At 70.0% G+C, this 25,888-nt stretch carries 52 protein-coding genes; all 52 read left to right on the top strand.

The features are described 5' to 3' along the window. Positions 1 to 7: 7 nt before the first annotated feature. The 52 genes from AC0HI0_RS41530 (at position 8) to AC0HI0_RS41785 (ending at position 25,869) form a co-directional block, all read left to right on the top strand. A complete protein-coding gene (locus AC0HI0_RS41530; RefSeq protein WP_480928940.1) occupies positions 8 to 472 on the top strand; it encodes a hypothetical protein in 465 nt (154 codons plus the stop codon). Beyond that, entirely contained in the window at positions 472 to 864 is a 393-nt protein-coding gene (locus tag AC0HI0_RS41535; protein ID WP_480928941.1) for a hypothetical protein, read from the top strand. Before AC0HI0_RS41530 ends, AC0HI0_RS41535 begins: the two co-directional genes overlap by 1 nt. Beyond that, a complete protein-coding gene (locus AC0HI0_RS41540) occupies positions 861 to 2,363 on the top strand; it encodes a hypothetical protein (protein ID WP_480928942.1) in 1,503 nt (500 codons plus the stop codon). Before AC0HI0_RS41535 ends, AC0HI0_RS41540 begins: the two co-directional genes overlap by 4 nt. Next, a complete protein-coding gene (locus tag AC0HI0_RS41545) occupies positions 2,363 to 3,007 on the top strand; it encodes a DUF4326 domain-containing protein (RefSeq protein ID WP_480928943.1) in 645 nt (214 codons plus the stop codon). Before AC0HI0_RS41540 ends, AC0HI0_RS41545 begins: the two co-directional genes overlap by 1 nt. Then, the gene (locus AC0HI0_RS41550; protein ID WP_480928944.1) at positions 3,000 to 3,200 is read left to right on the top strand and encodes a hypothetical protein; all 201 of its coding nucleotides are present in this window, start codon (positions 3,000 to 3,002) and stop codon (positions 3,198 to 3,200) included. The genes AC0HI0_RS41545 and AC0HI0_RS41550 overlap by 8 nt, the downstream gene beginning before the upstream one ends. Continuing rightward, a complete protein-coding gene (locus tag AC0HI0_RS41555) occupies positions 3,197 to 3,493 on the top strand; it encodes a hypothetical protein (RefSeq protein ID WP_480928945.1) in 297 nt (98 codons plus the stop codon). The genes AC0HI0_RS41550 and AC0HI0_RS41555 overlap by 4 nt, the downstream gene beginning before the upstream one ends. Then, positions 3,490 to 3,765, top strand: a complete 276-nt coding sequence (locus AC0HI0_RS41560; RefSeq protein ID WP_480928946.1) for a HigA family addiction module antitoxin — start codon at positions 3,490 to 3,492, stop codon at positions 3,763 to 3,765. The genes AC0HI0_RS41555 and AC0HI0_RS41560 overlap by 4 nt, the downstream gene beginning before the upstream one ends. Then, on the top strand, positions 3,762 to 3,977 hold the full coding sequence (locus AC0HI0_RS41565) for a hypothetical protein (RefSeq protein WP_480928947.1): 216 nt from the start codon (positions 3,762 to 3,764) through the stop codon (positions 3,975 to 3,977). The genes AC0HI0_RS41560 and AC0HI0_RS41565 overlap by 4 nt, the downstream gene beginning before the upstream one ends. Beyond that, positions 3,974 to 4,216: a hypothetical protein gene (locus AC0HI0_RS41570; RefSeq protein WP_480928948.1), complete on the top strand. Its 243-nt coding sequence runs from the start codon at positions 3,974 to 3,976 to the stop codon at positions 4,214 to 4,216. The genes AC0HI0_RS41565 and AC0HI0_RS41570 overlap by 4 nt, the downstream gene beginning before the upstream one ends. Next, positions 4,209 to 4,601: a hypothetical protein gene (locus tag AC0HI0_RS41575; protein ID WP_480928949.1), complete on the top strand. Its 393-nt coding sequence runs from the start codon at positions 4,209 to 4,211 to the stop codon at positions 4,599 to 4,601. Before AC0HI0_RS41570 ends, AC0HI0_RS41575 begins: the two co-directional genes overlap by 8 nt. A gap of 17 nt (positions 4,602 to 4,618) precedes the next feature. Then, complete coding sequence (locus AC0HI0_RS41580) at positions 4,619 to 4,888, top strand: hypothetical protein (RefSeq protein WP_480928950.1); 270 nt, start codon at positions 4,619 to 4,621, stop codon at positions 4,886 to 4,888. Beyond that, a complete protein-coding gene (locus tag AC0HI0_RS41585) occupies positions 4,878 to 5,135 on the top strand; it encodes a hypothetical protein (protein ID WP_480928951.1) in 258 nt (85 codons plus the stop codon). The genes AC0HI0_RS41580 and AC0HI0_RS41585 overlap by 11 nt, the downstream gene beginning before the upstream one ends. After that, positions 5,128 to 5,430, top strand: coding sequence for a hypothetical protein (locus tag AC0HI0_RS41590; protein WP_480928952.1), 303 nt, complete (start codon positions 5,128 to 5,130; stop codon positions 5,428 to 5,430). The genes AC0HI0_RS41585 and AC0HI0_RS41590 overlap by 8 nt, the downstream gene beginning before the upstream one ends. Before the next feature lie 37 nt (positions 5,431 to 5,467). Further along, positions 5,468 to 5,941: a hypothetical protein gene (locus tag AC0HI0_RS41595; protein WP_480928953.1), complete on the top strand. Its 474-nt coding sequence runs from the start codon at positions 5,468 to 5,470 to the stop codon at positions 5,939 to 5,941. Beyond that, the gene (locus AC0HI0_RS41600) at positions 5,938 to 6,168 is read left to right on the top strand and encodes a LuxR C-terminal-related transcriptional regulator (protein WP_480928954.1); all 231 of its coding nucleotides are present in this window, start codon (positions 5,938 to 5,940) and stop codon (positions 6,166 to 6,168) included. The genes AC0HI0_RS41595 and AC0HI0_RS41600 overlap by 4 nt, the downstream gene beginning before the upstream one ends. After that, on the top strand, positions 6,165 to 6,428 hold the full coding sequence (locus AC0HI0_RS41605; protein ID WP_480928955.1) for a WhiB family transcriptional regulator: 264 nt from the start codon (positions 6,165 to 6,167) through the stop codon (positions 6,426 to 6,428). Before AC0HI0_RS41600 ends, AC0HI0_RS41605 begins: the two co-directional genes overlap by 4 nt. After that, the gene (locus AC0HI0_RS41610) at positions 6,425 to 6,994 is read left to right on the top strand and encodes a hypothetical protein (protein WP_480928956.1); all 570 of its coding nucleotides are present in this window, start codon (positions 6,425 to 6,427) and stop codon (positions 6,992 to 6,994) included. Before AC0HI0_RS41605 ends, AC0HI0_RS41610 begins: the two co-directional genes overlap by 4 nt. Then, on the top strand, positions 6,987 to 7,691 hold the full coding sequence (locus AC0HI0_RS41615) for a hypothetical protein (protein ID WP_480928957.1): 705 nt from the start codon (positions 6,987 to 6,989) through the stop codon (positions 7,689 to 7,691). The genes AC0HI0_RS41610 and AC0HI0_RS41615 overlap by 8 nt, the downstream gene beginning before the upstream one ends. Before the next feature lie 182 nt (positions 7,692 to 7,873). After that, positions 7,874 to 8,323: a hypothetical protein gene (locus AC0HI0_RS41620; RefSeq protein ID WP_480928958.1), complete on the top strand. Its 450-nt coding sequence runs from the start codon at positions 7,874 to 7,876 to the stop codon at positions 8,321 to 8,323. Next, positions 8,320 to 8,685, top strand: a complete 366-nt coding sequence (locus AC0HI0_RS41625; protein WP_480928959.1) for a hypothetical protein — start codon at positions 8,320 to 8,322, stop codon at positions 8,683 to 8,685. The genes AC0HI0_RS41620 and AC0HI0_RS41625 overlap by 4 nt, the downstream gene beginning before the upstream one ends. Before the next feature lie 73 nt (positions 8,686 to 8,758). Further along, positions 8,759 to 9,133, top strand: a complete 375-nt coding sequence (locus AC0HI0_RS41630; protein ID WP_480928960.1) for a hypothetical protein — start codon at positions 8,759 to 8,761, stop codon at positions 9,131 to 9,133. After that, positions 9,130 to 9,648, top strand: coding sequence for a hypothetical protein (locus tag AC0HI0_RS41635; protein WP_480928961.1), 519 nt, complete (start codon positions 9,130 to 9,132; stop codon positions 9,646 to 9,648). Before AC0HI0_RS41630 ends, AC0HI0_RS41635 begins: the two co-directional genes overlap by 4 nt. Before the next feature lie 37 nt (positions 9,649 to 9,685). After that, positions 9,686 to 10,183 carry a hypothetical protein gene (locus AC0HI0_RS41640; RefSeq protein ID WP_480928962.1) on the top strand — a complete coding sequence of 166 codons (498 nt, stop codon included), beginning with the start codon at positions 9,686 to 9,688 and terminating at the stop codon, positions 10,181 to 10,183. Continuing rightward, positions 10,180 to 11,139 (top strand): HNH endonuclease, encoded by a 960-nt coding sequence (locus AC0HI0_RS41645; RefSeq protein ID WP_480928963.1) that lies wholly within the window; start codon positions 10,180 to 10,182, stop codon positions 11,137 to 11,139. The genes AC0HI0_RS41640 and AC0HI0_RS41645 overlap by 4 nt, the downstream gene beginning before the upstream one ends. Positions 11,140 to 11,162: 23 nt before the next feature. Then, positions 11,163 to 12,104 carry a hypothetical protein gene (locus tag AC0HI0_RS41650; RefSeq protein ID WP_480928964.1) on the top strand — a complete coding sequence of 314 codons (942 nt, stop codon included), beginning with the start codon at positions 11,163 to 11,165 and terminating at the stop codon, positions 12,102 to 12,104. Then, a complete protein-coding gene (locus tag AC0HI0_RS41655; RefSeq protein ID WP_480928965.1) occupies positions 12,101 to 12,586 on the top strand; it encodes a hypothetical protein in 486 nt (161 codons plus the stop codon). Before AC0HI0_RS41650 ends, AC0HI0_RS41655 begins: the two co-directional genes overlap by 4 nt. Positions 12,587 to 12,589: 3 nt before the next feature. After that, positions 12,590 to 13,048, top strand: coding sequence for a single-stranded DNA-binding protein (gene ssb / locus AC0HI0_RS41660; protein ID WP_480928966.1), 459 nt, complete (start codon positions 12,590 to 12,592; stop codon positions 13,046 to 13,048). A 225-nt stretch (positions 13,049 to 13,273) separates the two neighbouring features. Then, complete coding sequence (locus AC0HI0_RS41665) at positions 13,274 to 13,576, top strand: hypothetical protein (RefSeq protein ID WP_480928967.1); 303 nt, start codon at positions 13,274 to 13,276, stop codon at positions 13,574 to 13,576. Continuing rightward, complete coding sequence (locus tag AC0HI0_RS41670; RefSeq protein WP_480928968.1) at positions 13,573 to 13,962, top strand: hypothetical protein; 390 nt, start codon at positions 13,573 to 13,575, stop codon at positions 13,960 to 13,962. Before AC0HI0_RS41665 ends, AC0HI0_RS41670 begins: the two co-directional genes overlap by 4 nt. Positions 13,963 to 14,400: 438 nt before the next feature. Beyond that, positions 14,401 to 14,625 (top strand): hypothetical protein, encoded by a 225-nt coding sequence (locus AC0HI0_RS41675; RefSeq protein WP_480928969.1) that lies wholly within the window; start codon positions 14,401 to 14,403, stop codon positions 14,623 to 14,625. Beyond that, positions 14,622 to 14,900, top strand: coding sequence for a hypothetical protein (locus AC0HI0_RS41680; RefSeq protein ID WP_480928970.1), 279 nt, complete (start codon positions 14,622 to 14,624; stop codon positions 14,898 to 14,900). The genes AC0HI0_RS41675 and AC0HI0_RS41680 overlap by 4 nt, the downstream gene beginning before the upstream one ends. Next, positions 14,897 to 15,181: a hypothetical protein gene (locus AC0HI0_RS41685; protein ID WP_480928971.1), complete on the top strand. Its 285-nt coding sequence runs from the start codon at positions 14,897 to 14,899 to the stop codon at positions 15,179 to 15,181. Before AC0HI0_RS41680 ends, AC0HI0_RS41685 begins: the two co-directional genes overlap by 4 nt. Further along, positions 15,178 to 15,774: a hypothetical protein gene (locus tag AC0HI0_RS41690; protein WP_480928972.1), complete on the top strand. Its 597-nt coding sequence runs from the start codon at positions 15,178 to 15,180 to the stop codon at positions 15,772 to 15,774. Before AC0HI0_RS41685 ends, AC0HI0_RS41690 begins: the two co-directional genes overlap by 4 nt. Beyond that, entirely contained in the window at positions 15,775 to 15,966 is a 192-nt protein-coding gene (locus AC0HI0_RS41695; RefSeq protein ID WP_480928973.1) for a hypothetical protein, read from the top strand. A 254-nt stretch (positions 15,967 to 16,220) separates the two neighbouring features. After that, positions 16,221 to 16,844, top strand: coding sequence for a hypothetical protein (locus tag AC0HI0_RS41700; RefSeq protein WP_480928974.1), 624 nt, complete (start codon positions 16,221 to 16,223; stop codon positions 16,842 to 16,844). A gap of 22 nt (positions 16,845 to 16,866) precedes the next feature. Further along, a complete protein-coding gene (locus AC0HI0_RS41705) occupies positions 16,867 to 17,211 on the top strand; it encodes a hypothetical protein (RefSeq protein WP_480928975.1) in 345 nt (114 codons plus the stop codon). 21 nt (positions 17,212 to 17,232) lie between these two features. Continuing rightward, positions 17,233 to 17,421 (top strand): hypothetical protein, encoded by a 189-nt coding sequence (locus AC0HI0_RS41710; RefSeq protein ID WP_480928976.1) that lies wholly within the window; start codon positions 17,233 to 17,235, stop codon positions 17,419 to 17,421. Further along, on the top strand, positions 17,409 to 17,951 hold the full coding sequence (locus AC0HI0_RS41715) for a DUF262 domain-containing protein (RefSeq protein ID WP_480928977.1): 543 nt from the start codon (positions 17,409 to 17,411) through the stop codon (positions 17,949 to 17,951). The genes AC0HI0_RS41710 and AC0HI0_RS41715 overlap by 13 nt, the downstream gene beginning before the upstream one ends. 31 nt (positions 17,952 to 17,982) lie before the next feature. Then, positions 17,983 to 18,285, top strand: coding sequence for a hypothetical protein (locus AC0HI0_RS41720; RefSeq protein WP_480928978.1), 303 nt, complete (start codon positions 17,983 to 17,985; stop codon positions 18,283 to 18,285). A gap of 13 nt (positions 18,286 to 18,298) precedes the next feature. After that, positions 18,299 to 18,601, top strand: a complete 303-nt coding sequence (locus tag AC0HI0_RS41725) for a hypothetical protein (RefSeq protein WP_480928979.1) — start codon at positions 18,299 to 18,301, stop codon at positions 18,599 to 18,601. A gap of 4 nt (positions 18,602 to 18,605) precedes the next feature. Further along, the gene (locus AC0HI0_RS41730) at positions 18,606 to 18,839 is read left to right on the top strand and encodes a hypothetical protein (protein ID WP_480928980.1); all 234 of its coding nucleotides are present in this window, start codon (positions 18,606 to 18,608) and stop codon (positions 18,837 to 18,839) included. Beyond that, a complete protein-coding gene (locus AC0HI0_RS41735; RefSeq protein WP_480928981.1) occupies positions 18,836 to 19,510 on the top strand; it encodes a hypothetical protein in 675 nt (224 codons plus the stop codon). The genes AC0HI0_RS41730 and AC0HI0_RS41735 overlap by 4 nt, the downstream gene beginning before the upstream one ends. 3 nt (positions 19,511 to 19,513) lie before the next feature. After that, the gene (locus AC0HI0_RS41740) at positions 19,514 to 20,023 is read left to right on the top strand and encodes a nucleoside triphosphate pyrophosphohydrolase family protein (protein ID WP_480928982.1); all 510 of its coding nucleotides are present in this window, start codon (positions 19,514 to 19,516) and stop codon (positions 20,021 to 20,023) included. Between the two features lie 446 nt (positions 20,024 to 20,469). Beyond that, positions 20,470 to 20,877 (top strand): DUF6221 family protein, encoded by a 408-nt coding sequence (locus AC0HI0_RS41745; RefSeq protein ID WP_480928983.1) that lies wholly within the window; start codon positions 20,470 to 20,472, stop codon positions 20,875 to 20,877. Then, on the top strand, positions 20,870 to 21,154 hold the full coding sequence (locus AC0HI0_RS41750; RefSeq protein WP_480928984.1) for a hypothetical protein: 285 nt from the start codon (positions 20,870 to 20,872) through the stop codon (positions 21,152 to 21,154). Before AC0HI0_RS41745 ends, AC0HI0_RS41750 begins: the two co-directional genes overlap by 8 nt. Positions 21,155 to 21,222: 68 nt before the next feature. Next, positions 21,223 to 22,134 (top strand): hypothetical protein, encoded by a 912-nt coding sequence (locus AC0HI0_RS41755; RefSeq protein ID WP_480928985.1) that lies wholly within the window; start codon positions 21,223 to 21,225, stop codon positions 22,132 to 22,134. A gap of 309 nt (positions 22,135 to 22,443) precedes the next feature. Continuing rightward, positions 22,444 to 22,665 carry a hypothetical protein gene (locus AC0HI0_RS41760; protein ID WP_480928986.1) on the top strand — a complete coding sequence of 74 codons (222 nt, stop codon included), beginning with the start codon at positions 22,444 to 22,446 and terminating at the stop codon, positions 22,663 to 22,665. A gap of 1 nt (position 22,666) precedes the next feature. After that, on the top strand, positions 22,667 to 23,050 hold the full coding sequence (locus AC0HI0_RS41765) for a phage tail fiber protein (RefSeq protein WP_480928987.1): 384 nt from the start codon (positions 22,667 to 22,669) through the stop codon (positions 23,048 to 23,050). Positions 23,051 to 23,275: 225 nt separating this feature from the next. After that, a complete protein-coding gene (locus tag AC0HI0_RS41770; protein WP_480928988.1) occupies positions 23,276 to 23,572 on the top strand; it encodes a hypothetical protein in 297 nt (98 codons plus the stop codon). Between the two features lie 11 nt (positions 23,573 to 23,583). After that, on the top strand, positions 23,584 to 25,116 hold the full coding sequence (locus AC0HI0_RS41775) for a hypothetical protein (protein ID WP_480928989.1): 1,533 nt from the start codon (positions 23,584 to 23,586) through the stop codon (positions 25,114 to 25,116). A gap of 13 nt (positions 25,117 to 25,129) precedes the next feature. Next, positions 25,130 to 25,441 (top strand): hypothetical protein, encoded by a 312-nt coding sequence (locus AC0HI0_RS41780; RefSeq protein ID WP_480928990.1) that lies wholly within the window; start codon positions 25,130 to 25,132, stop codon positions 25,439 to 25,441. A gap of 248 nt (positions 25,442 to 25,689) precedes the next feature. Then, on the top strand, positions 25,690 to 25,869 hold the full coding sequence (locus tag AC0HI0_RS41785) for a hypothetical protein (protein ID WP_480928991.1): 180 nt from the start codon (positions 25,690 to 25,692) through the stop codon (positions 25,867 to 25,869). Positions 25,870 to 25,888: the final 19 nt, after the last annotated feature.

Genomic DNA, 25,888 nt, shown 5'->3' on the forward strand with positions numbered 1-25,888 from the left:
GGACCACATGCCCGACACCCAGACCCACACCGACCAGGCGGCTTCACCGAGCGCCGAAGGCGCTCCCACCCCTGGCTACGAGCAGTACCCGATGGCTTTCGTGACCGTCACGACCGAACTCGCTGGCCTTCGTTACGCCACGGTTGGCGACGACGGCGAGTTCGTGGTCCTCCTCGGCCACCCGACCCGCGAGGAGTTCAAGGCGTTCCTGCCCGCGTTCCTGGTCAAGGAGGGCTACGACGACGACCCCGACATGTTCCCGGACCACGAGGACGCCGACCTCACCTGGGCCCGCCTGCTGTGGTCGTGCCCGAACCACGCACCGGCCAGCAAGCAGGAGGGCTGCGACTTCTGCCGCTTCATCCAGCCCGGGTACTGGTGGATCGACTGGGTCGTCGACACCACCGAGAACCTCGACGCCAACGCGGGCAAGCGCGACTACTTCCCGGTCACCGTCTGGACGGCCGAGTGATGGCCGCCGACGACACCCCACCGGTGACCTCCACCCCGGACCCCAAGACCACGGACACGCCAGCGCTGGCATCGATCCTGCGCCCGAACGGGCAGTACTACCGGCCGCGCAAACTCGTGGTGGAGCCGTGGGACAACGACGCCGCCTACGGCGACTACGGGGACATCGGCGTGTTCGTCATCGGCACCCACGACATCGAGGCCGCCGAACCGCTCGCCACCGCCCGCATCCGCCGCGAGTGGGACTCCGACCTGGTCGCTGTCCACCCGGTACGCAGGTGGGTCCGCAGCGCCTACCGAGGGGGCGAGCCCACGTGGGTCGATGACGAGATCCACGGCCGGGCCGCTGTGCAGTTCGACGCCGACTACCCGTCCGAGGAGCGTGCATCGTGACCACCCCCGACCTGAGGATCGCGCCGGACGGCCGTGTCGCCGCCCGAACCCACCGCCTCGCGGGCGGTGACGAGTGGGCTGTCGTCGCTGGCCCGGACGCGTCGTGGATGGCACGGCCCCGGCCGAGCGCCGCCGAGGTGGACACGTGGACGCCGCTGGTGCCCGCCGCTCCGTCCGTCCCCGACGCAGACGGACTGCGCGAACTCGCACTCTGGTCGGTCCTCGACTGGTCCCTGTGGGGCAACGGGTTGGGCGACGAACTCCGCACCGCCATGGCGGACGTGATGATCGCGGCCCTGTCCGACGAGCAGCGCGAGCAGGCCGAGGCGTGCATCGCTGCGTGGCACGAGCGGCGCAGCCCGTCGATGGCGGTCGGTGTCGGCACGCAGCTCCAGCGGGAGCGCGACGAAGCGCGAGCCGAGGTGGCGTCGCTGCGCGAGAAGGCGGAGGCCACGATCGCCCGGCTCCAGCAGGAAGCGACGAAGCACAACAACCGCCGGGCCGTGATTCAGTCCGCCTACCAGCAGGTGTGGGACACGCTGTCGGCGGTCGTTCGCTACCCCGTAGACCCGGACGACCCTGCCGCCACGATCATGTTCGGCGTGCCGGAAGCGGCTGAGCGGGTCGCCGCCGAGGTGCGGGAGTTGCGCGCCGAGTTGGCCCGCGTGTCCGACGAGTCCACACCCACCCTGTCCGACGACGCGGTGGGGCAGATCGACGCCGTCTTGGAGATCGCAGACCGACTGTGCCGCGAGATCAACACAGGCGAACGCGGTCACCCCGGCTATCCCGCCCGACGCACCCGCTGGATCGACGAGCGCAGACTCGGCGAGATCAACGCCGTGCTGACGGCGGCGAGTGAATGGCGCTCACAGCTGTCCACGCCCACCACGGGCCCGGCCCCGATCTACACCCTCGACCTCTCCCAGATCCCGGACATCCCCGTATCCGTCGCACAGCGGGTACTGCGAGCGGCCGGGATGGTCGGGGAGCTGGAGATCGAGCCCGTGGACACCACGGACCCGGCACCCGCAGCGAAGCCACGCGTGTGGTGCACAGGAGACGAGGAGCCCCAGGACAAGCCGCCCTTGGTGGACAGCGAGGGCGACCGCTGGGAATGGCGCGCCGAAGGGCCGACGCCGCTGGCGGGCTATGCGAACCAGTGGCACTGCCTGGATGACGAGGTGCACGGCCACGTGCCGTGGGATTTCCTTGTCCGGCGGTACGGGCCACTGACGGAGACCCTGTTGCCCGCCGCGCCGCAGGCCCCGGCAGAGCCGACCGCAGCAGGGTTCGCCGCCACGCTGGCCGACATCGACGACCAGATACGCCGGGTCCGCAACCTCCCGCCGCAGATGACCGTCGACCTGTCCGGGGTGGCCGCACACACCGAGGACCCCGCCGGGGACTACTCCCGGCCTGAGGCCCGCTGGTGCGACACCTGCAAGACCCTCGCGCCCGCCGGCCACGCACACACCGACACCACCGAGGAGGCGTGATGCCACAACGAGTCCAGCGCACGCGAATCCACGGCCAGCCCGGAATGCCGCCCGGCGCGAAGTACTGCGGGCGACCCGGCAGGTACGGCAACCCGTTCCTCATCAGCCCGGTCGCGAACGCCTTCCCCAGCCTCACCATCCACCAGTGCCAGGCGTACGTGGTCAACGACTTCCGCACGCTCCTGGACCTCGGCCGGATCCGGGGCTACGGCGGCGCCGAGGTCACCTACCCGAGCCTGGCCGAGATCCGCGCCGACCTCGCGGGCCACGACCTGGCGTGCTGGTGCCCACTGTGGGACGAGGACGGGCTGCGCGTGCCGTGCCACGTCGACACCCTGCTCGCCGCCGCGAACCCGCCCGACGCCGAACTGCTGGACGCCGTGGCCGCGCGGGACTTCATCGACTTCCCGACAGGGTTCCTCCTCGACCGGCGGGGCGTACCGCACTGGACGTTGCGGTGCAGCCATGTCCAGACCGGCGGGGCGATGCTCTGCGACTGCGACGCCATCCGGGTCCGCTGGTGCCACATCCGCGAGTACCTCGGCCTCGACGTTCCGGAGAGGCAACGGCCCGCGCAGCAGGAAGCGTTGACAGGGTCGCCGATCCCGTTGTGGCCGGCGCTCGCGGAGGTGTCGGGTGTCTGAGTCCACGACCGTCACCGAGTACGCCGTCCGCGTCGACACCGGACCCGAGACCACGACCGACCTCGGCCGCCACCGCACCTACGAGTCGGCGGCCCGCGCGGCTGCGACCTACCAGGGCATCAACCCGCGGGTGGTGCGCCGCCACGTCACCACCACCCGGTGGGAGCCGGTGACAGGAGAGGGGGAGCGGTGAGCGCGTTCACCGACAGGCTCGTGGCAGCCGCCGCGCTGCCGCTGGTCGAGCACACCCCGGACGACCGCCACACCGACGAGGCGGCCCGCAAGGTCGTGGCCGCCGTCCTGGACGTCCTCATCGACGACCTCGACGCGTGGAAGCAGCGGATCAACGCCGGATCGCTGGACCGGAAGGGCAAGGCGGCACAGACGGTCGGGCTCGGTCTCGCGCGGCTGAAGTACATCGATGCGGCCGACGAGATCCGCCACCCCCGGCCCGCTCCCGTCTCCCGGGAAGGCGGGAACCGATGACCACCGACGTCCGCCCCGGTCGGATCCTGCGCGAGGTACTGGAGGCACGGGGACTCACGCAGGCCGCACTGGCGGATCTGCTCCGTCGTCCTCCGCAGGCCATCAGCGAGATCGTCAGCGGCAAGAAGACGATCACCTCCGACACGGCGCTGGATCTCGAACAGGGCCTCGGCATCAGCGCGGAGTTCTGGGTGCACGCCCAGGCCGAGCACGACCTCCAGGCCGCCAGGCGACGCCGCGCACTCCCCGGCGATGAAGGCGGGAACCGATGACCGCCAACCGGATCTTCCGCTTCACAGGGCCGCTCTCCAACGGCACCACCTACCGGATGTGGGTCATGCCCAACGCCGTCGTGCTGGACGCCAACGGCAAGACCCTGCTGTGCACGCAGAACCACCTGGACGCCGACGACCTCAGGTCGCTGTCCACCGCCACCCGCGAAGCCGCCACGCCCGCGCTCACCGAGGAAGTCGAGACGCGATGACCGCCGACGACACCTGGGTCTACCCCGCACCCGCTTGGCGACACGGCGACCGGGTCGCCATCGAGGACGGCAGCCGCCTCGACCACAACGAGTCCGGAATCGTCATCGGACCCGACCCGTACGACGACGGCGCATGGCTGGTGCAACTCGACGACGGCACCGAAACCTCCGCCTACTCCCACGAGCTGACCGGCGTCTACCCGCCCGCCCCCACTGAGAGGAACCAGACCGGTGACTGAACTGATCAACCTCACCCCGCACCCGATCCGCATCTACCGGCACGACAGCCCGTCCGTGGTCGAGGACATCAACGACGGCGTGATCGCCGTCATCCCACCGACCGGCCAGCCGCTCCGGGTCGCCGAGATCGACCTCGGTTCCGCGTTCGGCGTGTACCTGGAGGACGACGACAACAGGACCAGGGTCTCGGTGCAGAGCATCCAGTACGGCGAGGTCGAAAACCTTCCCTGCCCGCGCCACGACACGGTCTTCATCGTCCCGCTGGTCACCCTGCTCGCCGTCTCCAGCAAGGGAATCCGCCCGGACCTGGTCGCCCCCACCCAGATGGTGCGCAACGCCGACGGCACCGTCGTCGGCTGCAAAGCCTTCGCCACCCCGTGCTGAACGAGAGGATCCCGAACGTGAGCACCGACCCCGCCAGCCTCAACATCGACCTGCGCGTCTCGGGACTGGACCAGTTCGAGGCCGCCACCGTCATCAAGGACGCGCCGGCTGGCCGGACCCTCGCGGTCGAGATCACCCAGCCCGCACTCGGCGGACGCCGGTTCGCCGTCGCCATCCCGGAACTGTCCACGGTCCAGGCCGCCGACCTGCTGGCCGCGTTGAGAGCCCACTCCGACGCGGTGTGGGCCAGCGCCGACCACGTTCCGGCGGTGTCCGATGCCGACTGACCCCCACACCCCCAACCCGCCCCGCCTGTTCCGCCTCGTGCGCGGAGAGGACGTCACCGGCTTCTCGGGGACCGGGCACGTCGCGGACGGCGTGCTCTGGCCGGACGGGACGGTGACCCTCAAGTGGCTTGGCGAATGGGACTCCGAAGTGTCCTGGCGCAGGGGGATCGAGGCCGTCGAGCGCGTTCACGGCCACGACGGCAAGACCCGGATCGTCTGGTACGACGAGGAGGCCCGCGATGCCTGAGCCCCGCTGCGAGCGGTTCGACCTGCTCGTCTCCCAGTGCGCCTGCGTCGACCACCGGGGCGGGCAGACCCCGCAGGAGGAAGCCGACGCCGAACAGGCCGGCACCCGCCGCCGGTTGCTGACCTGGCTCGGTGACCCGCGCTGGTTCGCCGCGCAGTACCCCGGCTCGTGCAGCACGTGCGGCGAGCGCTTCGAGATCGGTGCCGCGATCCGGCAACGTGGTCACTTCGACCGCGCTGCGGTGAACGACTCCAACTGGATCGCGGACTGCTGCGCGGAGGTGCCCCGTGGCTGACGCTTCCCCTGACACCCCAGCAGACCGCGAAATGTTCATGCAGCACGCGAACGAGTTGGCGGCGAAGGCCGGCATCACGCTCGACTGGTCCGATCCCGGCCGCGTCGAGTCGGACACCCTCGACGCCGCCCGCGACGACATCACACTCCAGCGAGGCATCGCCCGCGCCCGCTCGAAGGGCCTGCCCGTCGAACTCGCCGACGACCTGGCCCGCACGTGGATCGTCCACACCGCCACATTCGAGCGAGTGCGGTCCGAGAACGACCTCATGACTGCGAGCAGTTGGGCGCGCCGTCACGCGGTGGTGGCCCGCGCCGTGCTCGCCATGCCCGACGCGGGGCCGCTTCGCGGCGGTGCCTCCGGCACCCCGACCGACCCGACCGACCCGGACGTGCTGGCCGTCCTGGAGTACGTCTCCGCCGGCCGCTCCCAAGTCGACACCACGCCCTACCCCGACGCCCTCGCACGGCGTGCCCTCGGGCGTCTCCACCCACCAGGGAGGCAGCAATGACCACCACCGCGAAACGCCGCGACCCCAAGGCGACCGAGATCGTCGTGCTCCGGGGCCTGGCGTCCGGGCACACGATCCGGGAGATCGCGGCACGCCTGTACCTGTCGTCCTCGGGGGTGTCGATGCGGCTTGCCCGTGTGACCGAGGCGATGGGGTGCCGGACGACGAGCCAGGCGATCTACGAGGCCACGATGCGCGGCCTGCTCGGAGAGGTGCCGCGGCCATGACCGCGATCGCGAACCCGCCGCGGTGGATGCCGGCCGGTGACGACCCGAAGGGTGACTCGCGCGCGGTGTGCGGGCGCTACGACCCCGAGACGTGGTTCGCCGCGGGCCGCGAGTCGACTGCCAAGACCCTGTGCTCCGCATGCGAAGTGCTGACGGGGTGCAGGGACTGGGCGCTGGCGAACCGGATCGAGTACGGCGTGTGGGGCGGCATGGACGAAAAGGAACGCAAGAAGCTCTTGAGGAAGGGGCGTGCTGCATGACGGACGACGACGTCATCAACCGGGTAGCTGTGCTGAAAGTCCTGTCGGACAAGACCGCCGAGTACTACCGGCAGGCCCGTGACGAAGCCGATGCCCTGCTGGGCGAGGGTGACCGGCGCATGGTCCGCAGCCCGCTCGACGGCTCGAAGTTGGGCGCGGTGTCCAAGACGGATCCCAAGACGGTATGCCGCGTGGCGGACGAGGGCGCGTTCACGCAGTGGATGGGCGAGAACTACCCGGACCTCACCCGCGCCGCCTACCAGGTGATCGGCACTGACAAGGAGGTGGTGGCGGTGTTGTTCGAGCACGCCCCGCACCTGCTGCGCCGGTCGACCGAGGTCGACCCGGAGGCGGTGGCGAAGGTCAAGCAGGAGTCGGTGTTCGTCGGTGCACCGGTCGGGCCGGGCGGAGAAGTCGACGTCCCGGGTCTGGTGGTCGAGGTGCCCGCCGGGGTCGTGAAGTGCGTCCCGGACGCGCTCGCCCTGTCGGCGGTGGAGGCGCTGTACCGGGCCGGGCGTCTGGGGTTGGACGGAGTTGTGCGGGAGTTGGAGGGTTCCGATGGCTGACAGGGAAGCGCTGGCGCGGTTGCGCGCGGACTTCGAGAAGAAGCAGTACGGCAAGAAGCCGAAGCTCACCTGCCGCGCGTGCTCGACGAACAAGCAGGACCGGCACTGCGCCAAGCACGAGATCAAGTACTGCTCAGGGTGCAAGCAGCGGATCACCGAAGCGCACATGCACATCGACTTCGTCGGCCACGCCCACGTCACCGAACGCCTCCTGGACGTCGACCCGGAGTGGACCTGGCGACCACTCGGCACCAACCCGCACACCGGCGCGCCGTGCCTGGACGACAACGGCGGACTGTGGATCGAGCTGACCGTGGCCGGCGTGTCCCGGATCGGGTACGGCGGGTCGGACAACAAGTCCGGCGACGACGCGGTGAAGGAGGCGATCTCCGACGCGATCAAGACCACCGCCATGCGGTACGGGGTGGCGCTCGGCCTGTGGAAGCGGGAGAAGCCGGAGGCCGAGGAGCCCCGCGACCGCAAGGCCCCGCCCGTCAAGGGCGAACCCTCGGAACGCGAACGCGCGAACGAACTCCGCGGCCAGATCAAGGCCGACGGGGAGAAGCGTGGGATGGACGTGCCCGCGATCGCCGACGACTTCGCCGCCTGGTCTCGGGGCCAGGACATCACGAAGGCCAGCCCCGCCACGCTGATCGAGTACAAGGACCACCTGAGCCAGCGACAGGGCGGTGCGTGATGTCCGATTCCCGATGTGGCACGCCAGCCGGCCACTTCCGTCATCTGCGGGCCGGGCAGACCTCGTGCGCGGAGTGCGCGGCGGCGTGGTCGTCGTACATGCGTGGCTGGCGCGCTGCCCGTCGGCAGCCGGACGGCGGGTCCAAAGTGTCCTCGGTGGGTGTGGTCCGCCGTCTGCGTGCGATGGCACGCGACGGGCTCTCCGCGGAGCAGATCGGGGCCCGCGTCCCGCTCAACTCCTGCTACGTCCGCGTGCTGTGGTCGGGTCGGCGGGCGGTGGTCTTCGCGAACACCGCCACGGCGATCGCCCGCGCCTACGACACCCGTGGCGCATGGGGTGTCCGGTCGGACGTCACTGCCACGCGGGCCGAACTCGCGGGCTGGGAGTCGTCGGTGGCGTGGGACGAGGAGACGATCGACGACCCTGCGGCGCGTCCGAATCGGACCGGTTTCACGGAGGAGCACGTCCAGTTGTTGATGGACGGGGAGCGTGTCGCGGAAGCGTCCGAGGAGGATCGGGACGAAGCGGCGCGCAGGTTGGTCGGTGCCGGGCTGGTGCCGCACGAGATCGCCCGGCTCACCCACTCGCACACCGACGCGGTCCTGATCCGGCTGGGGAGGTGTGCGGCGTGAACGAACCCGGAGAGGAACCACGAACCCCAGCCGAGGCAGCGCGCGCCTTGTGGCTACTCGACCAGGAGGCGGTCGTGGTGACCGCCGCGCTGAAAGCGGAGCGCCGCAGGCTGCCGCGGCTCAACCGGTTGCGACGCGAGGCGTACGCCAGGGCGTTCCTCCAGGCGCAGGGTGCGGAGCACTTCCGCCGACAGACCGCCGAACTCGCCGCGTCGCAGGCGTCGTTCGAGCGTGACACCTGCGAGCAGGAGATGGAGGCGTGCAAGGACAAGCTGTGGGAGTTGAAGGGCCGCTCGGAGAACGTCCGCGCGATCAACTCCAACCTGAAGGAGGAGCTGCGGGCGTTGGGGAGCACGGCATGAGCCCTCGCATCCTGTTGACGATGAGCCGCACGTACAGCGAGTGGTCGACGCCGACCGAGTACCGGGAGGAGACGTGACCGAACCTCGCTACTGGCACGGCGGCGTGCCGGGCCTTCGCCCTGGAGACCTCCTGCTGCCAGCCTCCGAGACCGGAACAGATCGATCGCTGACCGGATTCGGCTCCCTGCCGGGCTACGCCGACGATCACGTCCGCCGTGACCGCGTCCACCTCACGGTCCGGCGGAACTCGGCCAAGGTATTCGCCGCCGCCTATCCGGACGGCGCGCTGTACCGAGTCGAACCACTGGGTGAGATCGAGCCCGATCCGGACGCGCCCGATGAGGCGATCCGCTGCGAACGCGCCACGGTGCTCGCGGTGTACGACGCGTGTGTCCTGTGGCGCGACCGTGGATCCGACTGGTTGAAGCTGCTGGGGGAGCCGTCGTGAGGCGCGGCGGCCCCCTCAAGCGCACCACGCCGCTGCGCAACACGGCGTGGATGAACCGGGCCTGCTCCGGCAAGCCCGGCACCGCGAAGCGCAAGAGCCCGGCGCGTTCCGACTCCGCAGCGGAACGCGCCACCCGGAAGCTTGTCGCGCAACGGTCCGGCGGGTTGTGCGAGCTGCGCCTGACCGGCTGCCTCGGCCGCGCGCACTCGGTGCACCACCGGCGCAAGCGGTCCCAGCGCGGCCCTTGGTCAGCCTCGAACGCCGTCCATACCTGTGGGGATGGATCAAGAGGATGCCATGGCGTGGTGACCAATACCAGAATCGAGTACTACTCCAACGGCTGGATTGTCCACTCGTGGCAGGACTGGGCTTCTGCTCCGATCTACATGTGGCACAACGGGGTACGCGCGATGTGGCTGCTGGACGACGAGGGCGGGGCTGCGCTGGCGCCGTTCCCGTCGATCGACCCGCGAGACCCGGACGACTTGCCGTGGCCACCGGAGCCGGCCGCGTGACCCTGTCCCACCCATCCCCACCAAGCAAGGAGGCGGCATGAACAGCACCGACTCGGCGGTGTGCAAGACACATCCCGACTGCCGCCGCATAGCGCCCGTGAACTACTGCGCGGGCGTGGACGGCTGGACCACCCCGCGGCTGTGCCGCAAACCGGCCAGGTGGCTCGTCACAGGTCCCGGCAGGGGGCACCGGTACTGCACCCGCCACGCCGCCCAGCTCGTCCGGCCCGAACCCGCACAGGGCGCCGACGAGTCGCCTGTTGTCGAGACCCACCGCGAGTTCCCCCGCTCCGTGGTGCCCGTCCGCCCCCGGGCGGACGCCTCGCTGTGGCGGCTGTGCTGCGAAGGGCTGGAGCCTGCCGAGGCACTGCCGCGCCGCGATCGTGAAGACCTCGTGTGGCACCTGGCGTCCGATCTGGACTGGTCGGACCGGGAGATCGCACAGCACACACGCATGACCGTGTACACCACCGCGCGCATCCGGGCCCGGCTCGGACTGAAGGCGAACGAATCACGTGAAGGAGCCGCCGCATGAGCGTGAGCAAGCGCCTGCGCTACGAGATCTTCCGCCGGGACACCAACGCCTGCCGGTACTGCGGCGCGACAGCTCCGGAGGTCAAGCTCACCATCGACCATGTCATCCCGGTCACGCTCGGCGGCACCGACGACCCGAGCAACCTCGTGACGGCCTGCAAGGACTGCAACGCCGGCAAGTCCGCCAGCAACCCCGATGCCGCACTGGTGGCTGGCGTCGCCCAGGACGCCCTCCGCTGGGCTCGGGCGCAACAGGTGACGGCACAGCGAATGCTCGAGGAGCTCGGTGCCCGCGATCGCGACCGGGCGGAGTTCAAGAGCAGGTGGGACACGTGGTCCAGCGTAGGAAAGTCGATCCCGCTGCCCGATTCGTGGGGTCCCTCGGTGGACCGGTTCCTGTCCGCCGGGCTGCCGATGCCGATCCTGCTCGACTGCGTCGACCGTGCGATGGCGGTCAAGCGCATCGCCCACCACGACCTCTTCCGCTACATGTGCGGGATCGCCTGGAATCGAGTCGAGGAGCTGCGGGCCGCCACCACCGCTCAGGTTTCCCCGGGCCTGGCGAGCCGATCGCGACCGACCGGTCCGACCTCGAGCGATGTCCTGTCGCTGCTGACGGGCGCTCTGGGGGCACTCGAGGTGTTGGCGGACCCGGTAGGGCGCACCTTCCTTGCCGAATGTTTCGACGCAGCCCACGAAGATGACGAACCCGTCGGCGCGTACTCGGCCTGGGACGAGGACACCAAGGCCGCGGTCTATCTCGCCCGCCTCGAGCTTGGACATGTCTCCATCGAGGATGTGGCCAGGGAATTGGTGGATGAGCAGCTCGAGGACGACCTGGACTGCCGGGTGGCCGAGGTGACCGACGGAGGTCTCATCTTCCGGAGTCGGCACACGACGATGAACCTCGCAATTCTGGCGGCGGTCCGCGAGCAGCGGATGGCGGGTGACTCCTGATGGCCCGTTCGTACGCGCGGATCATGACCGCGATCTGGCGCAACGCCGAGTTCCGCGCTCTCCCCGCCAGGCCGCAACGGACCTACCTGATGTTGGTGACGCAGCCGGACATCTCCGCGGTCGGTCTGCTGCCGTTGAGGCTGCGCCGCTGGGCGGACATGGCCGCCGACACCGCGGCGGACGACATCGCGGCGGATCTCGAGGTGCTCGAGGCCGGGCGGTTCATCGTCGTGGACGAGGCGACGGAGGAGGTGCTCGTCCGGTCGTTCGTGCGTTGGGACGGCGGCTACAACAACACCAACCGGCGGAAGGTCATCGAGGCCGCGGCGGGAGACATCGAGTCGCCCGGTCTGGCGGCGGCGTTGGGGTTCGAGTTCGGGCGTCTGGGGCTCGCCGCAGCGGTTCCCGAAGGGCCTACCGATGCCCCTCCGGATGTCCCTCCCGATGGGCCTTCGGGAGGCCCTTCGACCGACTCGAACGTCGTTGTCCTGCAAACGGAGCAGCCTGAGCGATCGTCGCAGGTGGAAGGACCATCGCATGGGGCATCGGTAGGGGCATCGACTTCCGACAGGGTTGTGGTTACGAAAGTAGGTAGTTCCCACAACCCGCAACCCGCAACAAACAACCCACCTCCGGTGGACGGCGCGCAGGCGATCGTCGCCGCCTGGATCGAGGGCTGCCGGAAGCGACCACCCGGCTCGGTAATCGGCCAGATCGCCAAGGGCGTGAAGAAGATGCTCGAGGAGGGCATCGTCCCGGACGACGTCCTCGCCGGCCTGCTCGAGTGGGCACGGAAGGGCAACCTCCACCCGGCCACGCTCCCCAGCGTGGTGAACGAGGTCATGAACCGCCCCGTCCGCGCGGGGTGGGCCAACCAGACCGACGAGAACATCGCCGCGTTCCTCGGCGCCGGTCAGAGCCAGGGTCCGGGGCTGTACGCGCTTCCTGGGGGTGAGACCGCGTGACCGAGGACGAGGTGCGTCTGGTGCTGGCCACGGCCATGGCGTACGACAACCGCAAGCCGGGCAGGGCGGCGCTGCTCGCGTGGACCGAGGCGGCGCGACGGGCGGGTTGGACGCTCGACGAGGCGCAGGACGCGGTGAAGGAGCACTACGCCCACTCCGCCGCGTTCCTGATGCCCGGCCACATCACGCTGCTGATCGACGCCAGGCGCAACCCGCCGCGCAAGGCGCTCCCCGCCGACTCGGCACCGGTCCGGGCCGTTCTGCCCGCCGCGCAGGAACCGCCGGCCTCGGACGAAGCCCGAGAGGCAGCGAAGGCACTGCTGGCTCGCTTCCCGCAGTTCTCGAAGACGGTGGCCTTGGACGAGGACGGCAAGCGGCGACGCCGTGCCCGCACCGCCGCTGACGTGGAGAAGCGCCGCATCGCCGAGGCGGAACTCGCCCGGCTGCGTCGTCGACACAACCCCAACCCCGAAGGAGCCTGACCCATGCCCGGACTGCCCGAAGTCGCCATGACCGGAACGCTGACCGCCGATCCCGAACTCCGCTGGACGGCCGGCGGTCACGCGGTCGTGTCGTTCACCGTGGCCTGCAACGAGCGCAAGTACGACGCGGTGTCGAAGTCGTGGACGGACAGCGAGGCGACGTTCGTCCGCTGCAACCTGTGGCGGCAGGCCGCCGAGAACGTGGCCGAGTCGCTGGTGCGCGGCAACCGCGTGGTCGTGGTGGGCGTGTTGAAGCAGCGCTCGTTCGAGACGAAGGAGGGCGAGAAGCGCACGGTGATGGAGCTGGAGGTCTCGGAGGTCGGCGCGTCGCTGAAGTGGGCCACGGTGAAGGTCGCGAAGGCGGACCGGACCTCCGACCAGCCGTCGGGCGGCGACGATCCGTGGGGGAGTGCGCCGCAGGCGGCCCGGCAGGGCTCGGCCGATGACCCAGCCCCTTTCTGAGCGCCTGGTCTTGCCGCTGCACCTGCGGCCCAACTGCCGCAGGTGCCTGGCGCCGCTGATCGCCCCGTTCGGCGGAGACGTGCATCCGGGCGACCGGTGCGACCCGGACGGCCGCGGCTCCCCGTGGTGGGAACTGTCCGAGTGGGCGGAGTGGCTGGGGCAGGCCGCTCAGAGACCCTCAATAACACCGTCAGGAATCGACGCAGGCGAGAGAACGGACGAGTCATGACCAACGAGACGCAGGCGAGGGTTGCGCAGCGCCGTGCGGCCCCGCCCCGAGTGGGCGAGACGTGGCGCAAGAACGACTCCGACCGGACGGTCAAGGTCGAGGAGACCGACAGTCGGTGGGCGACGGTACGCAACGTCGACACCGGACGGGCCTCCCAGATCGAGCTGTACACGTTCACCCGGCGGGGCAAGGCGGGCTGGACCCGTGTGGATCCCGCAGCGGAGCAGCGGACCGTCGGGCGTGATCCGCGCTGCGACTGCGACCAGGCGTTCGGCTACACCTGCGTGTGGTGCCCGTGAACGCCGACGACGTCACCCCGGAGACCGTCCGGGACATGCTGCTGGACGCGGAGATCCACGTCGCCGCAGCCGGGATCAAGGCGTGGTTGCCGCAGTGGTTCCTCGACGTCAACGACGCGCACCGCGCCGAGGCCGAGCGCCTGCGCGCCGCTGGCCGGGTCGCCGAGGCGGAGGTGTTCGAGACGCACGTGCCGATGCTCGACGACGGCGTGTTGTGCGGCGCGTCCGACTCGTGGGCGCAGTACCCCTGCTCGAAGCTGCGGGCGATTCATGACGGCGCTGGCGTCTGGGCCGAGTTCACCGCCGCGTTCCCGCAAGGCTGGGATGGCGACGAGCCCGAGTGCGGCCGCGACTACTACGACGAGGTCGAAGGCGGTGGAAAGTGATCGAGGTGGTGGCCGCTGTAGTTGGCACGGTAGGCGCGATCACCGGGCCGTTGATCCCGGCTGCCGTCCGGGCTTGGCGCCGTCGATCGGTGCAGCCGAGTGATGGCGTGCCCGAGCCGGGCGAATCGGCAGTCGTGACCTTCACGCCGGTGATGCGCTCCCGGAGTCGTGAGACCGAGGCTGCAATCCGACTGGCGTTGGCAACTGAGCCCGTGAGCATGCGTCAAATCGCCGAGCGTTACGGCGTAACAGAGTATTCCGTGCGGCGTATTCGTGAAGCAATAGCAGAGGCACCGCGACCACCGCAGTGCGCTGGTGGGAACTGCCCGAGTCGCAGGCGTGACTGAGAGCCGTTGTGTTCCTGCGCCACGGGATGTGGTGCGGGCCCGAGATGACCGACGAGGAGAAGGCGCGTGCCTTCGGACGAGGAGATGCAGCGTGATGGACCTGACCGACGAGACGGACGCCGCGGTGCGTCTGGTGAAGGACACCAGGCTCGCGCTTCAGGCAGTGGGACTGGGAGACCGCCAGGGCGCGGCCGAGGCGACGACCGTGGCGGTACTCCGGTCTCTCGCCGACCTGATGGACGACGAGGACACCGACGAGGACTGGCCGGACGCGTGGGCGCTGGGGCAGTTGGCCGACGAGATCGAGGCGGCATGACCTCCCCGGTGTACGACCTCGACCGGGCGGCGAGAGCGGCGGGAATCGACCCGCGGCTGGGTGTGACGATCGCGGCCGAAGTCCTGGCGACCGCGCGCCGGATCACCGCGACCGGAGACAAGTCGGCGGGCCTGGTCGAGGCGGCCCTGCCCGGAGTGGCTCGCGCGGCCGGGGTTCTGGGCGACGACCCGGTGTGGACGGCCGCGATGGCTGACGCGCTCAAGGCGATGGTGCTCGACCTGCGGGCACAAGCGCACGAGGGCGCGACGTCATGAGCACCGACGTGGAAGTCCTGCGCGAGATCCGCGACGAACTCCGTCGCGCCAACGACGCCCGTGACCGGATGTTCGGCGAGGTGTCCGCGCTGCTCGTCCACCTCCGCGCGCCGGACGTTGCGCCGGGTCCGTGCCCGTCGAGGCTGCCGATGTGCGCCCTGGTCACCGACGTGCACCCGAGGTTCTTCGACTGCGACCTCAGGGCGGGGCACGCGGGCCTGCACGAGCACGTGTCGTCCGAGGGGCAGGCTCGGTGGCCGGACGAACTGGCGGTCCGATGACCACGGTGGTGGGGCTCGATCTGAGCCTCACCTCATCGGGCCTGGCCCGCATCACCTGGATCCCACCTCGACCGACCACGTGGGCTGGCCTGGACATGCCGGGCCCGCCGGTGGTGGAGACCTGGACGCGGGGCGAGAAGGGCATCACCACGATGCCCGACCCGCGTGACCGGTGCCGGTCGCTGGTGCACATCCGGGCCGACGTGCTGGCGTTCGTGGAGTCGTGCGACCTGGTGGTGATCGAGGACATGGTCCCCAACCCGGTGTCCCGGTCGACCAACGAGCGCGGCGCGCTGTGGTATCTCGTGCTGTCCCGACTGCTCGACCACGAGACGCCCACCATGTTCGTCCACCCGAACACGCTCAAGCGGTACGCCACCGGGTCAGGGGCACCCAAGGGCAAGACGCCGATGAAGGACGCCGCCAAGGCCGCCTTCGCTGGGGTGAGGGTCCGCAACGGAGACGAGGCAGACGCCCTGTGGCTGGCCGCGATCGGAATGCATCTTCTCGACGGCCCGGTGCCGTTCGAGGTGACCGACTACCGCACGGAGATCGCCGACGGGCTCCGCGCGTCCATCGGGGAGGTGGCGTAGGTGGACCACGACACCGGACGCAAGGCGCGGTTGCGGGAGGTCGGCGAGGCCGGGCCGGCGCAGCGGGAGGCGGCGGTCCTGACGGTGTGCCGCCTGGCCGCCGACCCCGTGTCCGCGCGTGAGGTGTTGGAGATGCTGGGACTGGTGGAGACGGCTACTCGGATGCGGGCGGCAATGGGGTCGGTCGGGTGAGCGAACCGGGCGCGCCGTCCCGCTGGAGCGCCCAGCGGATGTACTCGCCGATCTCGGCGGACCGGTTGGTGCCAGCCGCCTTGCAGAGGACGCCGAAGTCTTTCCAGTCGTCGTCCGTGACCTGTCGGACGTAGCGCCCTTTGTGTGCGTGCTGGTTGGCCATGAAGAAAGTGTCCCAGGGTGGCTTGCCACCTGTCCATCCGGTGTGGGAGCATTGGGTGGCAAGCCACCCCTGAACTGCCAAGGAGTCAGAGATGTTGAACACCACCGCCCGGTCGGTCACCGCCTCCGCGCGCCGGGTCCTCCGCGCCGCCGGTCTCCTGGACGCGGTGGTCAAGGTCTCCACCCGTGAGGACCGCGGCACCTGGGTGACGTTCGTGGAGACGGTGACCAAGGGGCAGGCGGAGACCCTGGCCGGGACGTTGGCGAAGGTCTTCCCCGGCGCGAGGACGGCTGGCGGGGCGGCGTTCTTCGGCGTCCAGGTCATCCAGGACGCCGGGCCGGGCCAGGACGCGGCCGACGAGCGGTCCGACGACGAGCGGACCGTCGTCAGCATCCCCGCCGCCGAGCTGCGGGACGGCGACCGGTACCTCACCGAGGGCGGCCGGTTCCGCACGGTCGAGCGGGTGTGGCGCTCCAGGACCGGCCGCCTGTTCCCGGGGTCGCGTGCGCGCGTCGAGACCGTGGACGCCCGGGTCGAGGGCCGGTCCGTGCCGGTGAGCTGGTACCCGGAGGACATGCTCACCGTCGCTCGCCGGGTCCCCGCGGAGTCTCCGTTGGTGTGCGAGGCGCGGCGTGACCTCGTCTCGATCGGGTTCGACGAGGACCTGGTGGCGATGTCCGTCGCGGAGGTCAAGCGGTTCGCGGGTATGCGCTGAAACCTTCCCGGAAAGGGATTCGATGAACGTCACGACCACATCCGCAGGCCACGTCAAGAGCAACAGGGCCGTGGCGGTCCTCTACGAACCCCGCTACCGGGGAGACCGGCACCCGTGGATCTCCGGTCGAGGCACCCGCTACGCGACCTTCGAGGTCGAGCAGACGTCCGGGCCGGTGCCGCCCCGGACGCGACCCGCGACCATCCGGGGCGGCGAGACCGTGCGCTACGAGGGCAGCATCACCGACCTGCACGGCACCACGTGGACCGCGTGGGGCGAGCCGCGCAGTCCCGGCCTGCTGCGGCTCGTCGGCGCGGACGGGCAACGCCTGACCAGGGTGCGGCCCACCAGCGTGATCGTCGTCTGATCGAACCCGAGGAGGTGTGCCATGAGCGCGATCCAGGACCCCACGGCGGCCGACCTGCTGGCGGAGGTCGAGGCCGGATCCGACCACATGATCCTCACCGACTACGGCCACTACGTGTCCCTGGCCTGGATCAGGGACACGGCACGCAAGCTGTATGAGCGGGCCGACCGGTTCGGCCCCGATCGAGGAGGAGAGACGTGGCCCCGCTGAAGCACCGCTCGATCACCTCGTCGGCCCGCTCCCTGGCCGACATGGTCCACTCCGTGGAGTCCGGCGACCTTGCGCTGGACACTCCGTACCAGCGCGGCGAGGTGTGGACGGTGGCCCAGCAACGGAACTTGATCAAGTCACTGTTGCTGGGCATCCCGATCGCTGCGTTGGTCATCAACCGTCGTGGTGACAACCGGGCATGGGAACAGCGGTCGGGTGCGGTCGGAATGAACGAGCCGTACTACGCCTGCATCGACGGCAAGCAGCGGTTGACCGCCGTGCGGCTCTGGTTGGGCAACCAACTCCGCGTTCCCGGCGACTGGTTCGAGGGCATGCCACCCGGCGAACTCGTGACCTACGGTCAACTGGCGATCGCGCCCCAGCGGTTCTTCCGCAACCAGGCGATCCTGCCGGTGGCCGAAGCGACGCTCGGAAGCGTTGCGGAGGAGGCGGAAGTGTACGACCTCATCAACTCCGCAGGCACTGCGCACTCCACCGAGGACTTGGCGCGAGCGCGAGCGGTCCGCTGACCCCTCTCTGCTCCCGGAAGGGAAGGAAGACATGACCGACAGGACGGCGATACGCCGCAAGCTTCTGCGCCTGGTCGACGACCGGAAGATCGTGCACCTGCGCTACCCGCGCCCGGTCCGCGACGGGGTGCGCGAGGAGTACCAGTACGACGACGGGTTCCTCGCGATCGGCGAGACGGAGGCGATGGCCGGCCTCGCCGCGGAGGGCCTGGTCACCCACGACCGGTCGCTGCTGTCCCCGCTGACGGGGAGACCGCTCGCGGTGCTCACACCGGAGGGGAGAGCGGAGCTGGTGATGTCGGAGCCGCCGTCGAACCCGGCCCGCGACCGGTGAGAAGGAGTGGGACATGACCTACGAGGCGGCTTCGCCGCGCGCCTCCGGCGCTCCTGCCGACTGCTTCACAGTCGGCCTGCTGGCCGGAGCGGTGGAAGGGGACGCGACCAAGTACTTCGGGTCCACTCTCGCGTTTCAGCACCATGTCGCGATCGCGAGATCGTGCGGCATCGTGGACGAGTACCTGGAGCCGACGGCGTACGGACGGGGCGTGTACGGACGTCACGGTCTTACCTCTCTGCCGCCGGGGCGGGCGTACACGTGGCCGCCGGAGTCGATCGCGAGCGTGCTGGCCGAGCTGAACGAGGAGGGCTGACCCGATGGACCTGATCGGCAAGACCGTGCGTTGGGAGCACGACGGCATCTACGCCCCGCTGCGCTGGTTCGAGGCGCTCATTACCGGCCGCAACGGCGACGCCTACGTGGGCACCGTCGTGAATCCCGGCAACTACGGCGACCGCCTGGCGGCCGGTGACGAGGCGAACAACCTGAAGCGGCATCTGTGCACTGTCATCGACTCCGAGCCGGTGACCGAAGACGAGGAGTGCGAGTGAACGCCTACACCGACGTGGCGGCCGTGGACACCACGTGGTCCGTCAGACTCACCCCGCTGATCTCCACCACGCTGTCCACGGTGCGGGCGATGCTGGACCTCGCCGCCCACAGTGCTCCGCTCACCGCCTACGCGACGGGGTCCGAGCACGTGATCTTCTCCATCGTCCTTGCCCGCGATCCGTCCCGCACCCACGGCACACCCTCGGCGGGGGACTGCGACGAGGCCGTCCGGGAGGTCACGGAGATCAGTGGCTGGACCGCCACGCCCCGCGCCACCGGATCGCTGGTGGCGATGGGGCTGCGGGAGGGGTACGACCCTGGCGCGCACGTGTGGACCCTGGACGACGTGCGGACCGCGTGTCCCGGTGTCCCCGCAGCCGCCGCGCATCTGTTGTCGGCCCGCCGTGTCGACGGCGAGGTGCGGCGGTGGGAGGAGCCGTGTGTACTCCTCACCCCGGCCGCCGTGGATGTCGGACTCCTGGACGGTCTGGCTCGCGGCATGCGCCAGGAGCGCTACACCGTGACCGACTGGACCACCGGCCGCACCTACGCCCGCGCGCGAACCCGAGGTGACCGTATGGAGACCTGCCTGAACTGCTGGCGAGCCGAGCGGGGCGACGCGAGCCACTGCGGCTCCTGCCCCTGCTGCACCAAGACCAAGGAGCACTGATCCGTGGACGTCTCCACCTACATGCGAGAGGCCGCGAAGTTCGACAACCACCGGCCGGAGAACCCGCTCGACGCTCTCGCCCACGGCCTGATGGCAGAGGTGGGCGAGGTGGCGGAGACGATCGCCTTCGGCGAGTTCGGGGCGGAGTTGGCCTACGAGCTGGGCGACGTGTCGTGGAACCTCGCCCGTCTCGCGGACACGCTCGGCATGATCCCGGACGACCTGCGCCCGGACGACCGGCCGCCGGCCGCGGTCACGAGTCGGGCGGTGCTGCTGCTGGTGTCCACCGCGTCGAAGGTGTCGGGCGTGTTGGAGTTCGGCGCGCGCACGACGGCTCCGGACGACTGGGTTCCGGCGGATCGTCTGCCGCGTTTCGTGGCGGCGGCGTGGTCGGCGTGGGACACGGTGGTCCGGCACTGCAACCGGGAGCCGGAGGAGGTCATGCAGGTGAACATCGAGAAGTTGACCCACCGCTACGCCGAGCGCGGGCTGCCGACCAAGGAGTCGTCGTGAGCCTGATCGAGCTGTACACCCTGCTTGGTGCTCTCTCGTCCTCTGCCGGGGTTGTGGTGGTCGTCTACGCGTCTGGCCGTGCGAGCCGTGACCGCAGCGGGGAGGGGCCGTGACCGAGTCCCCTTCGTCTCTCCTGGAGAGAGCAGCGGCCGTGGTCGAGCGCAGGACGCAGTGGAACTTCGACACGGGTGTCGCCACCACGTGCGGCAGGTGCCACCCTGCTCCGCGCTGCCTGTGCATCGAGCAACCGGGGCCGTCTGACCTCTGGCTGGCGACCATGCCCCGTGGTGCCGCCAGCCCGCTGGTGGAGTGGCTACGTGAGACCGTGGCCCAGTATCGGGACGAGTGCGGGGCGGGGTCTGTGGAGCCGACGGCGTTGGGCGTCGCGTGGATGCGTCACCCGGCGGTCCGGTTCGCCCGCACCATCTTGGGAGAGGAGCATGCCCGTGAATGACTTCGTGTCCCGTCTACTCGTTGCGATCGAAGAGACGGAACGGGCGGCCCTCGCGGCCTCGCCGGGTCCGTGGCACGCCAACGCCGAGTACGACGAGGTGGTGGCCGAGGACGGCATCACTGTGTGCGAAGGGTTCGCGCTGAGCGGGAACCAGCTTCGCGCGACGGTGGACCACATCGTCGGCCACGACCCCACCTCCGTCCTGCGCCGCTGTGCAGCGGACAGGAAGATGCTCACCATCCACACGCCGCAGACGAACGGGGTGGGGGACCGCGTCTGCTCCTGCTGTTGTTCACCCGACCTGACGGGCGACGTGGAGGGCGACTGGCCGTGTGAGTCCGTCGTCATCCTCGCCGAGGGCTACGGCATCACCGACCACCAGGAGGGCAACGATGTCTAGGACTCACGTACTCGCCCACTACTACGGCGGTGGGCCGCTGGACAGCCAGAAGGAGACCATCGAACTGGAGAATGGCCGCTTGCCCGACGAGCGGCGATGCGCCATGCCGCTCCCGCCGGTCACCGCAGAGATCTGCAATGAAGTGGCGGCGATCGAACCGCTGCGAGTGGGTGTCTACCGCCTCATATCGGCCCGCCAGAAGCAGGATCCCGAGGGGTGGCCGGGAGACATGGTCTGGACGGAGGCGGACTATCGCTGGGTCGGGGAACGCCCCTGACCTACCGCCTTGAACCATGGTCCGCAAAGGGTCACGCTGTCCTCATCACCAGTGGACCGGGAGGCTGCATGTCCGCACAGATCGTGGTCGGGTGCGTCGTCTGCGGCACGGCGACGAACAGGTTCCTGTGCGGCGACGAGAGGGCCGGCACGGGATGCCTCGGCGATCTGCTGCGGCAGTTGGGCAACTGCGCGGCCCTGGTGGACGAGCTGAACGTGGTGCTGTCCAAGCGCGCCAAGACCGGCTCCGGCTCGGTCGGGTACGTCTCCAACGGCGGCGACGAGCAGCCGATTCCAGCCGACCTCAAGGCCATCGAGGTGGGCACCTGGCTGCGCGATCGCCTGTGCTCATGGGCGCGGGCGCTTTGGGAGGACAACGCGCCCAGGGGCGCGGACGGGTCGGTCCCGGTCATCGACGTCGCACCGGACATCGTCCCTGTAGCGCGCTGGCTGATGCGGCACCCGACGTGGATCGCCCTGCATCCGGCGGTGGACGAACTCTACGGTGAGTTGACCTCCGACATGGCCGCGGCGTGGCGCGTGGCCAACTTCTCCTCCGCCGCGGTGAAGTACGTCGGCCCGTGCCTCGTGGACATCGAGGGCGAGCAGTGCCCCGGCGACCTCTACGCCCACGAGGACGCGTGGACCGTGGTCTGTCGGGTCTGCGGCACCGAGCACGCCACCGTCGACGAGCGGCGGGAGGAACTCGCCAACGCCGTGGAGCACCAGTACGTCCCGCTGGGTCTGCTGGTGGGCCTCGTGACCGGCCGGGGGCACAGGCTGACCACCTCGATGATCCGCAACCTGCGGGCGCGCGGGCGGATCACCTCCTACGTCCGAGACCGCGACGTCGCGCAGGACTTCTACGGATTCCGGGTGCGCGAGTGGACCCCGGACGACGACGGCCTGGAGCGGCTGTTCAAGGTGGGCGAGGTGCTGGAAGTCATCACCGTGAACCGGTGGAAGCGCCAAGTGGCCTGACCTGCGGCCCGATTTGACTCATGGAAACCGGACGCCTAGATTCTTAGTGTCGGGTGTTGAGTCGGTTCGACTCTCCCGCGCGCGAGCCCCAGCCACACGGTTGGGGCTTCTTGCTGTACCCACAACTGAACACCAGCCTCACGGTCCACTAACCACGGCTGGCCCCCAGTCGCCCGGCGTATGCGCGAACGCCGGGCCACCTACTCCCGCACCGCCTGCTCGGCGCGGGTACCCGGCCACGACTCCTTGAGTCCGACGGCGGAGACGGCGCTCGGAGTCGTGGCCACTTACTTGCTGAGGAGAGCCTCGATGTCCGCTGACGCACCGCCGATGCGGACCTGCATCGGCTGCACCCAGACCGACGACCACCCCAGGCACGTTCTCGCGATGCCGGGTGACGTGGAGGTCGGGTGGCACATGGACTGCCACGTGATCGCGACCAGTTGCACGGTGTGTGCGATTCAGCTGTCCGGTGCGGACGGTCTCACCGGTGACGCGCTGCGTTCCCACTTGATCGGCCAGGGAGGCTGAGATGCCCGCTCTCGTAACTGCCGAGGCGAACAGGATCCTCGACGCCTCGCTGGGTGTCGCTTCGTACACCGCGCCCACCGGCTCGATGAAGGTCGCGCTGGCCACTAGCGCCTCGTCGGCGTCCGCCGCGGGGACAGAGGTCTCCGGCGGGTCCTACGCCCGCCAGAACGTGACGTTCGGCAGCTCCTCCTCGGGCAGCACGAGCAACACCGGGGCGGTGACGTTCACGTCCATGCCTGCGGCCACCGTGACCCACCTGGACATCTACGACTCGAACGGCACGCCGCGCCGGGCCTGGTTCGGCGCGCTCACCGCGTCCAAGACCACAGGTGCCGGCGACACGCTGTCCTTCGCCATCGGCGCGATCGTCGTGTCCGCGTCCTGACCTCACCGTGAACCCAACATGGCGATGGCTCCAGTGCCTGTGGCATGGTCACGACTGGGTGCGTCCACCCCACCACGGGCACCTCGCCAACCTCGGCCTCACTCTCGAAGAGGGCCTCGCCCAACCGGTCTGCAAGGGCGCCTGCGTGCGCTGCGGGAAGTCGGACTGCCGATGGGACCGGCGGTAGGCCAGTACCACTAGCACCACCACGACTCGGGGGAACTCATGGCAGGGCTTCAGCCCACCACCGGTACGGACGTCAACGTCCAGCTCGGCGTGATCGCACGCAACGTGTTCGCGGCTCTCGCCGACGCTCAGTTGGCCAAGGCGTGGCTGGATACCATGCCGGACGCGACGCTGACCGCTGCCCCGTTCAACCTGGCGCAGGCGGACGTGACGCTGCTCAAGTCCGCGTTCACCGACCTGAACAAGCTCGCCACGGTGTTCTCGGGTGCGGCGACGCAGTCCCCCGCGGCCGATCTGCGCGCGTTCGCCAAGCAGGTCATCGGCATCAACTACTGAGGTAGGTCGCGATGGCGGCTCCCGCGTTCGGCAGCGCCGGCACCTACTACAACCCCGGCGGCACGGGCACCTCCGCCGTGGTCGCTGTCCCGTCCGGTGTGGTCGCCGGTGACGTGGTCCTCGTGGTGATCTACAAGGAGTCCACGGCCGCGATCACCCCGGCATCGGGGTTCCTGGAGAAGTCGACGGCCTCGACCACGTCGTCCGGCACCCACACCAGGCACGTGTTCTGGAAGAGGGCCACGGGCAGCGACTCGGGCACCTACACGTTCACCTGGACCGGCGCCGTCTACCGCGAGGCCAGCGCCCAGCGCTACACGGGGTGCGTCACCTCGGGTGACCCGTTCGACGTCCAGGACTCGCAGCAGCGGTCCAGCAACGGCACCACCACCCCCTCGGCGAGCGTCACCACGACCGGCGCGGACCGGCTCCTGGTCTGGGCCGGCACGAGCTGGGCGGGCGGCGCCTGGTCCCCGCCGTCGGGCTGGACCGAGCGCGTCGACACCTCCGCCGACCTGTCGGTGGCCACCAACCCGCTCGCCACGGCGGGCAGCTCGGGCAGCATCACCGGCACCTGCGCAGGCTCCTCGGCACAGACCGCGTGGCTCGGCGCTCTCCTCCCGGCCAGCAGCGGCACCCAGGACGGCGCGGCGACTCTCACCGCCTCCACGACGCTCACCGCGGCCGGGACGGTGGACAAGCCCGCCGCAGGCTCCCTGACCGCCTCTACGGCTCTCACAGCCGCAGCGACGGTCACCACGGGCGCGGCAGCGACTCTGGCCGCCACAGCCACGCTCAGCCCTGCCGCGACACCCACCCGCCCCGGTGCCGCGACCCTGGCCGTCGACACCACGCTGGACGCTGCGGCCACCGTCACGCGCCCTGCCGGGTCCACACTCACCGCCGCCACGTCGCTGACGTCCGGCGCGGACCGCACAGCCCCGGCGGCAGCGGCACTGACCGCAGGCACGAGCCTGTCGGCGGACGCCACCGCCGCCAGGCCCACTTCGGCCGGCCTGGCGGCGTCGACCACGCTCACCGCCAACCCCGGCGGCACAGCAGACGGCGCAGCGAACCTCACCGCCACGTCCACGCTGACCGCCTCGGCTGTCCGCACGGTCAACCCGGACGCCACCCTCACCGCGTCCACCGGGCTCACTGCCGGTGCGACGACCACCAGACCCGCCGCTGCCGTGCTGGCCGCGAATACCACCCTGACGGGCTCGGGCACAGCGAACCAGCACGCCGCGGCGACCATCACCGCCGACTCGGCTCTGACCGTCGGAGCCCAGCGGAGTGCGACGGGGGCCGCGACGCTCGCCGCCTCAACGACCCTCGCGGCAGGTGCCACGGTCCCGGGCGTTGCCGCGGCGATACTCACGGCGTCCTCTACCTTGACCGCCTCCGCCGGCGACGGGAGCGGCCAGGTGGACGACGTGTTCACCGCAGGCCGGCTGACCGGCCAGTGGACCCCGCTCGGTCTCACCTCCGACTGGACCCCTGGTCGTCTCACCTCCCAGTGGAGCCCTGACCGTCTCACCTGAGCGGAGGTGTCCGGTGGGTGTGCACTACGTGGACCGGGACAGCGCGGAGTACCTGGGGTTCAGGGTCCGCTACCGCAACATGGACACCGGCTTGACCGACCCGTCCACGTACACGGTCACCGTCGCGGTCGTCCCCACCGGCACCCGTCCCGCCCCGGGCGACTACGACCCGGCGTCGTGGGTGTCCGATCCGGACGGCTACTGGGCCGCGCGCCTGCTGGTGTCCGGCCTGACGGCGGGCCAGACCTACGACGTGTACGCCCGGATCGCGGCCAGCCCGGAGACGCCGGTCATCAAGAGCATCGACACGGTGGTGGTGAGGTGACGATGAGACCTCACGGACACATCGCGCCCGACCTCCCGTTCCGGTTGTCGCAGATGCCAGTCGGCCTCGGACAGGGTGCAACGTCGGGGACGCTCAGCGGCGAGGCCGCAACCGTCGAGGAACCCCTGTCGGAAGCAGGGCACAGCATCGACTATGGGTGCGCTGGCTGCGAGCACGACTACTGAGTGGCCAGCCGATCGTCTGAATCGAGTACCACCTGCAATCCGTCCGCACTCGCGGAGGTGGACATGACCCGCACCGTCGCGCAGATCGACCTCGACATCACCACCGCCTGGCAGCGCGTCCGCCACTACCTCCTCATCGACGAACCCACCCTGGCCGCCGTCGGTGTCCGCAGGGTGGACAGGCTGCTCGACGAACGCAACGCTCAGGTGGCGCAAGCCGCAACGTCTGCTGGCACACGGTGACGGCCGCGTGGTGAACCGC

It is taken from the genome of Saccharothrix sp. NBAS 001, from assembly GCF_056640475.1.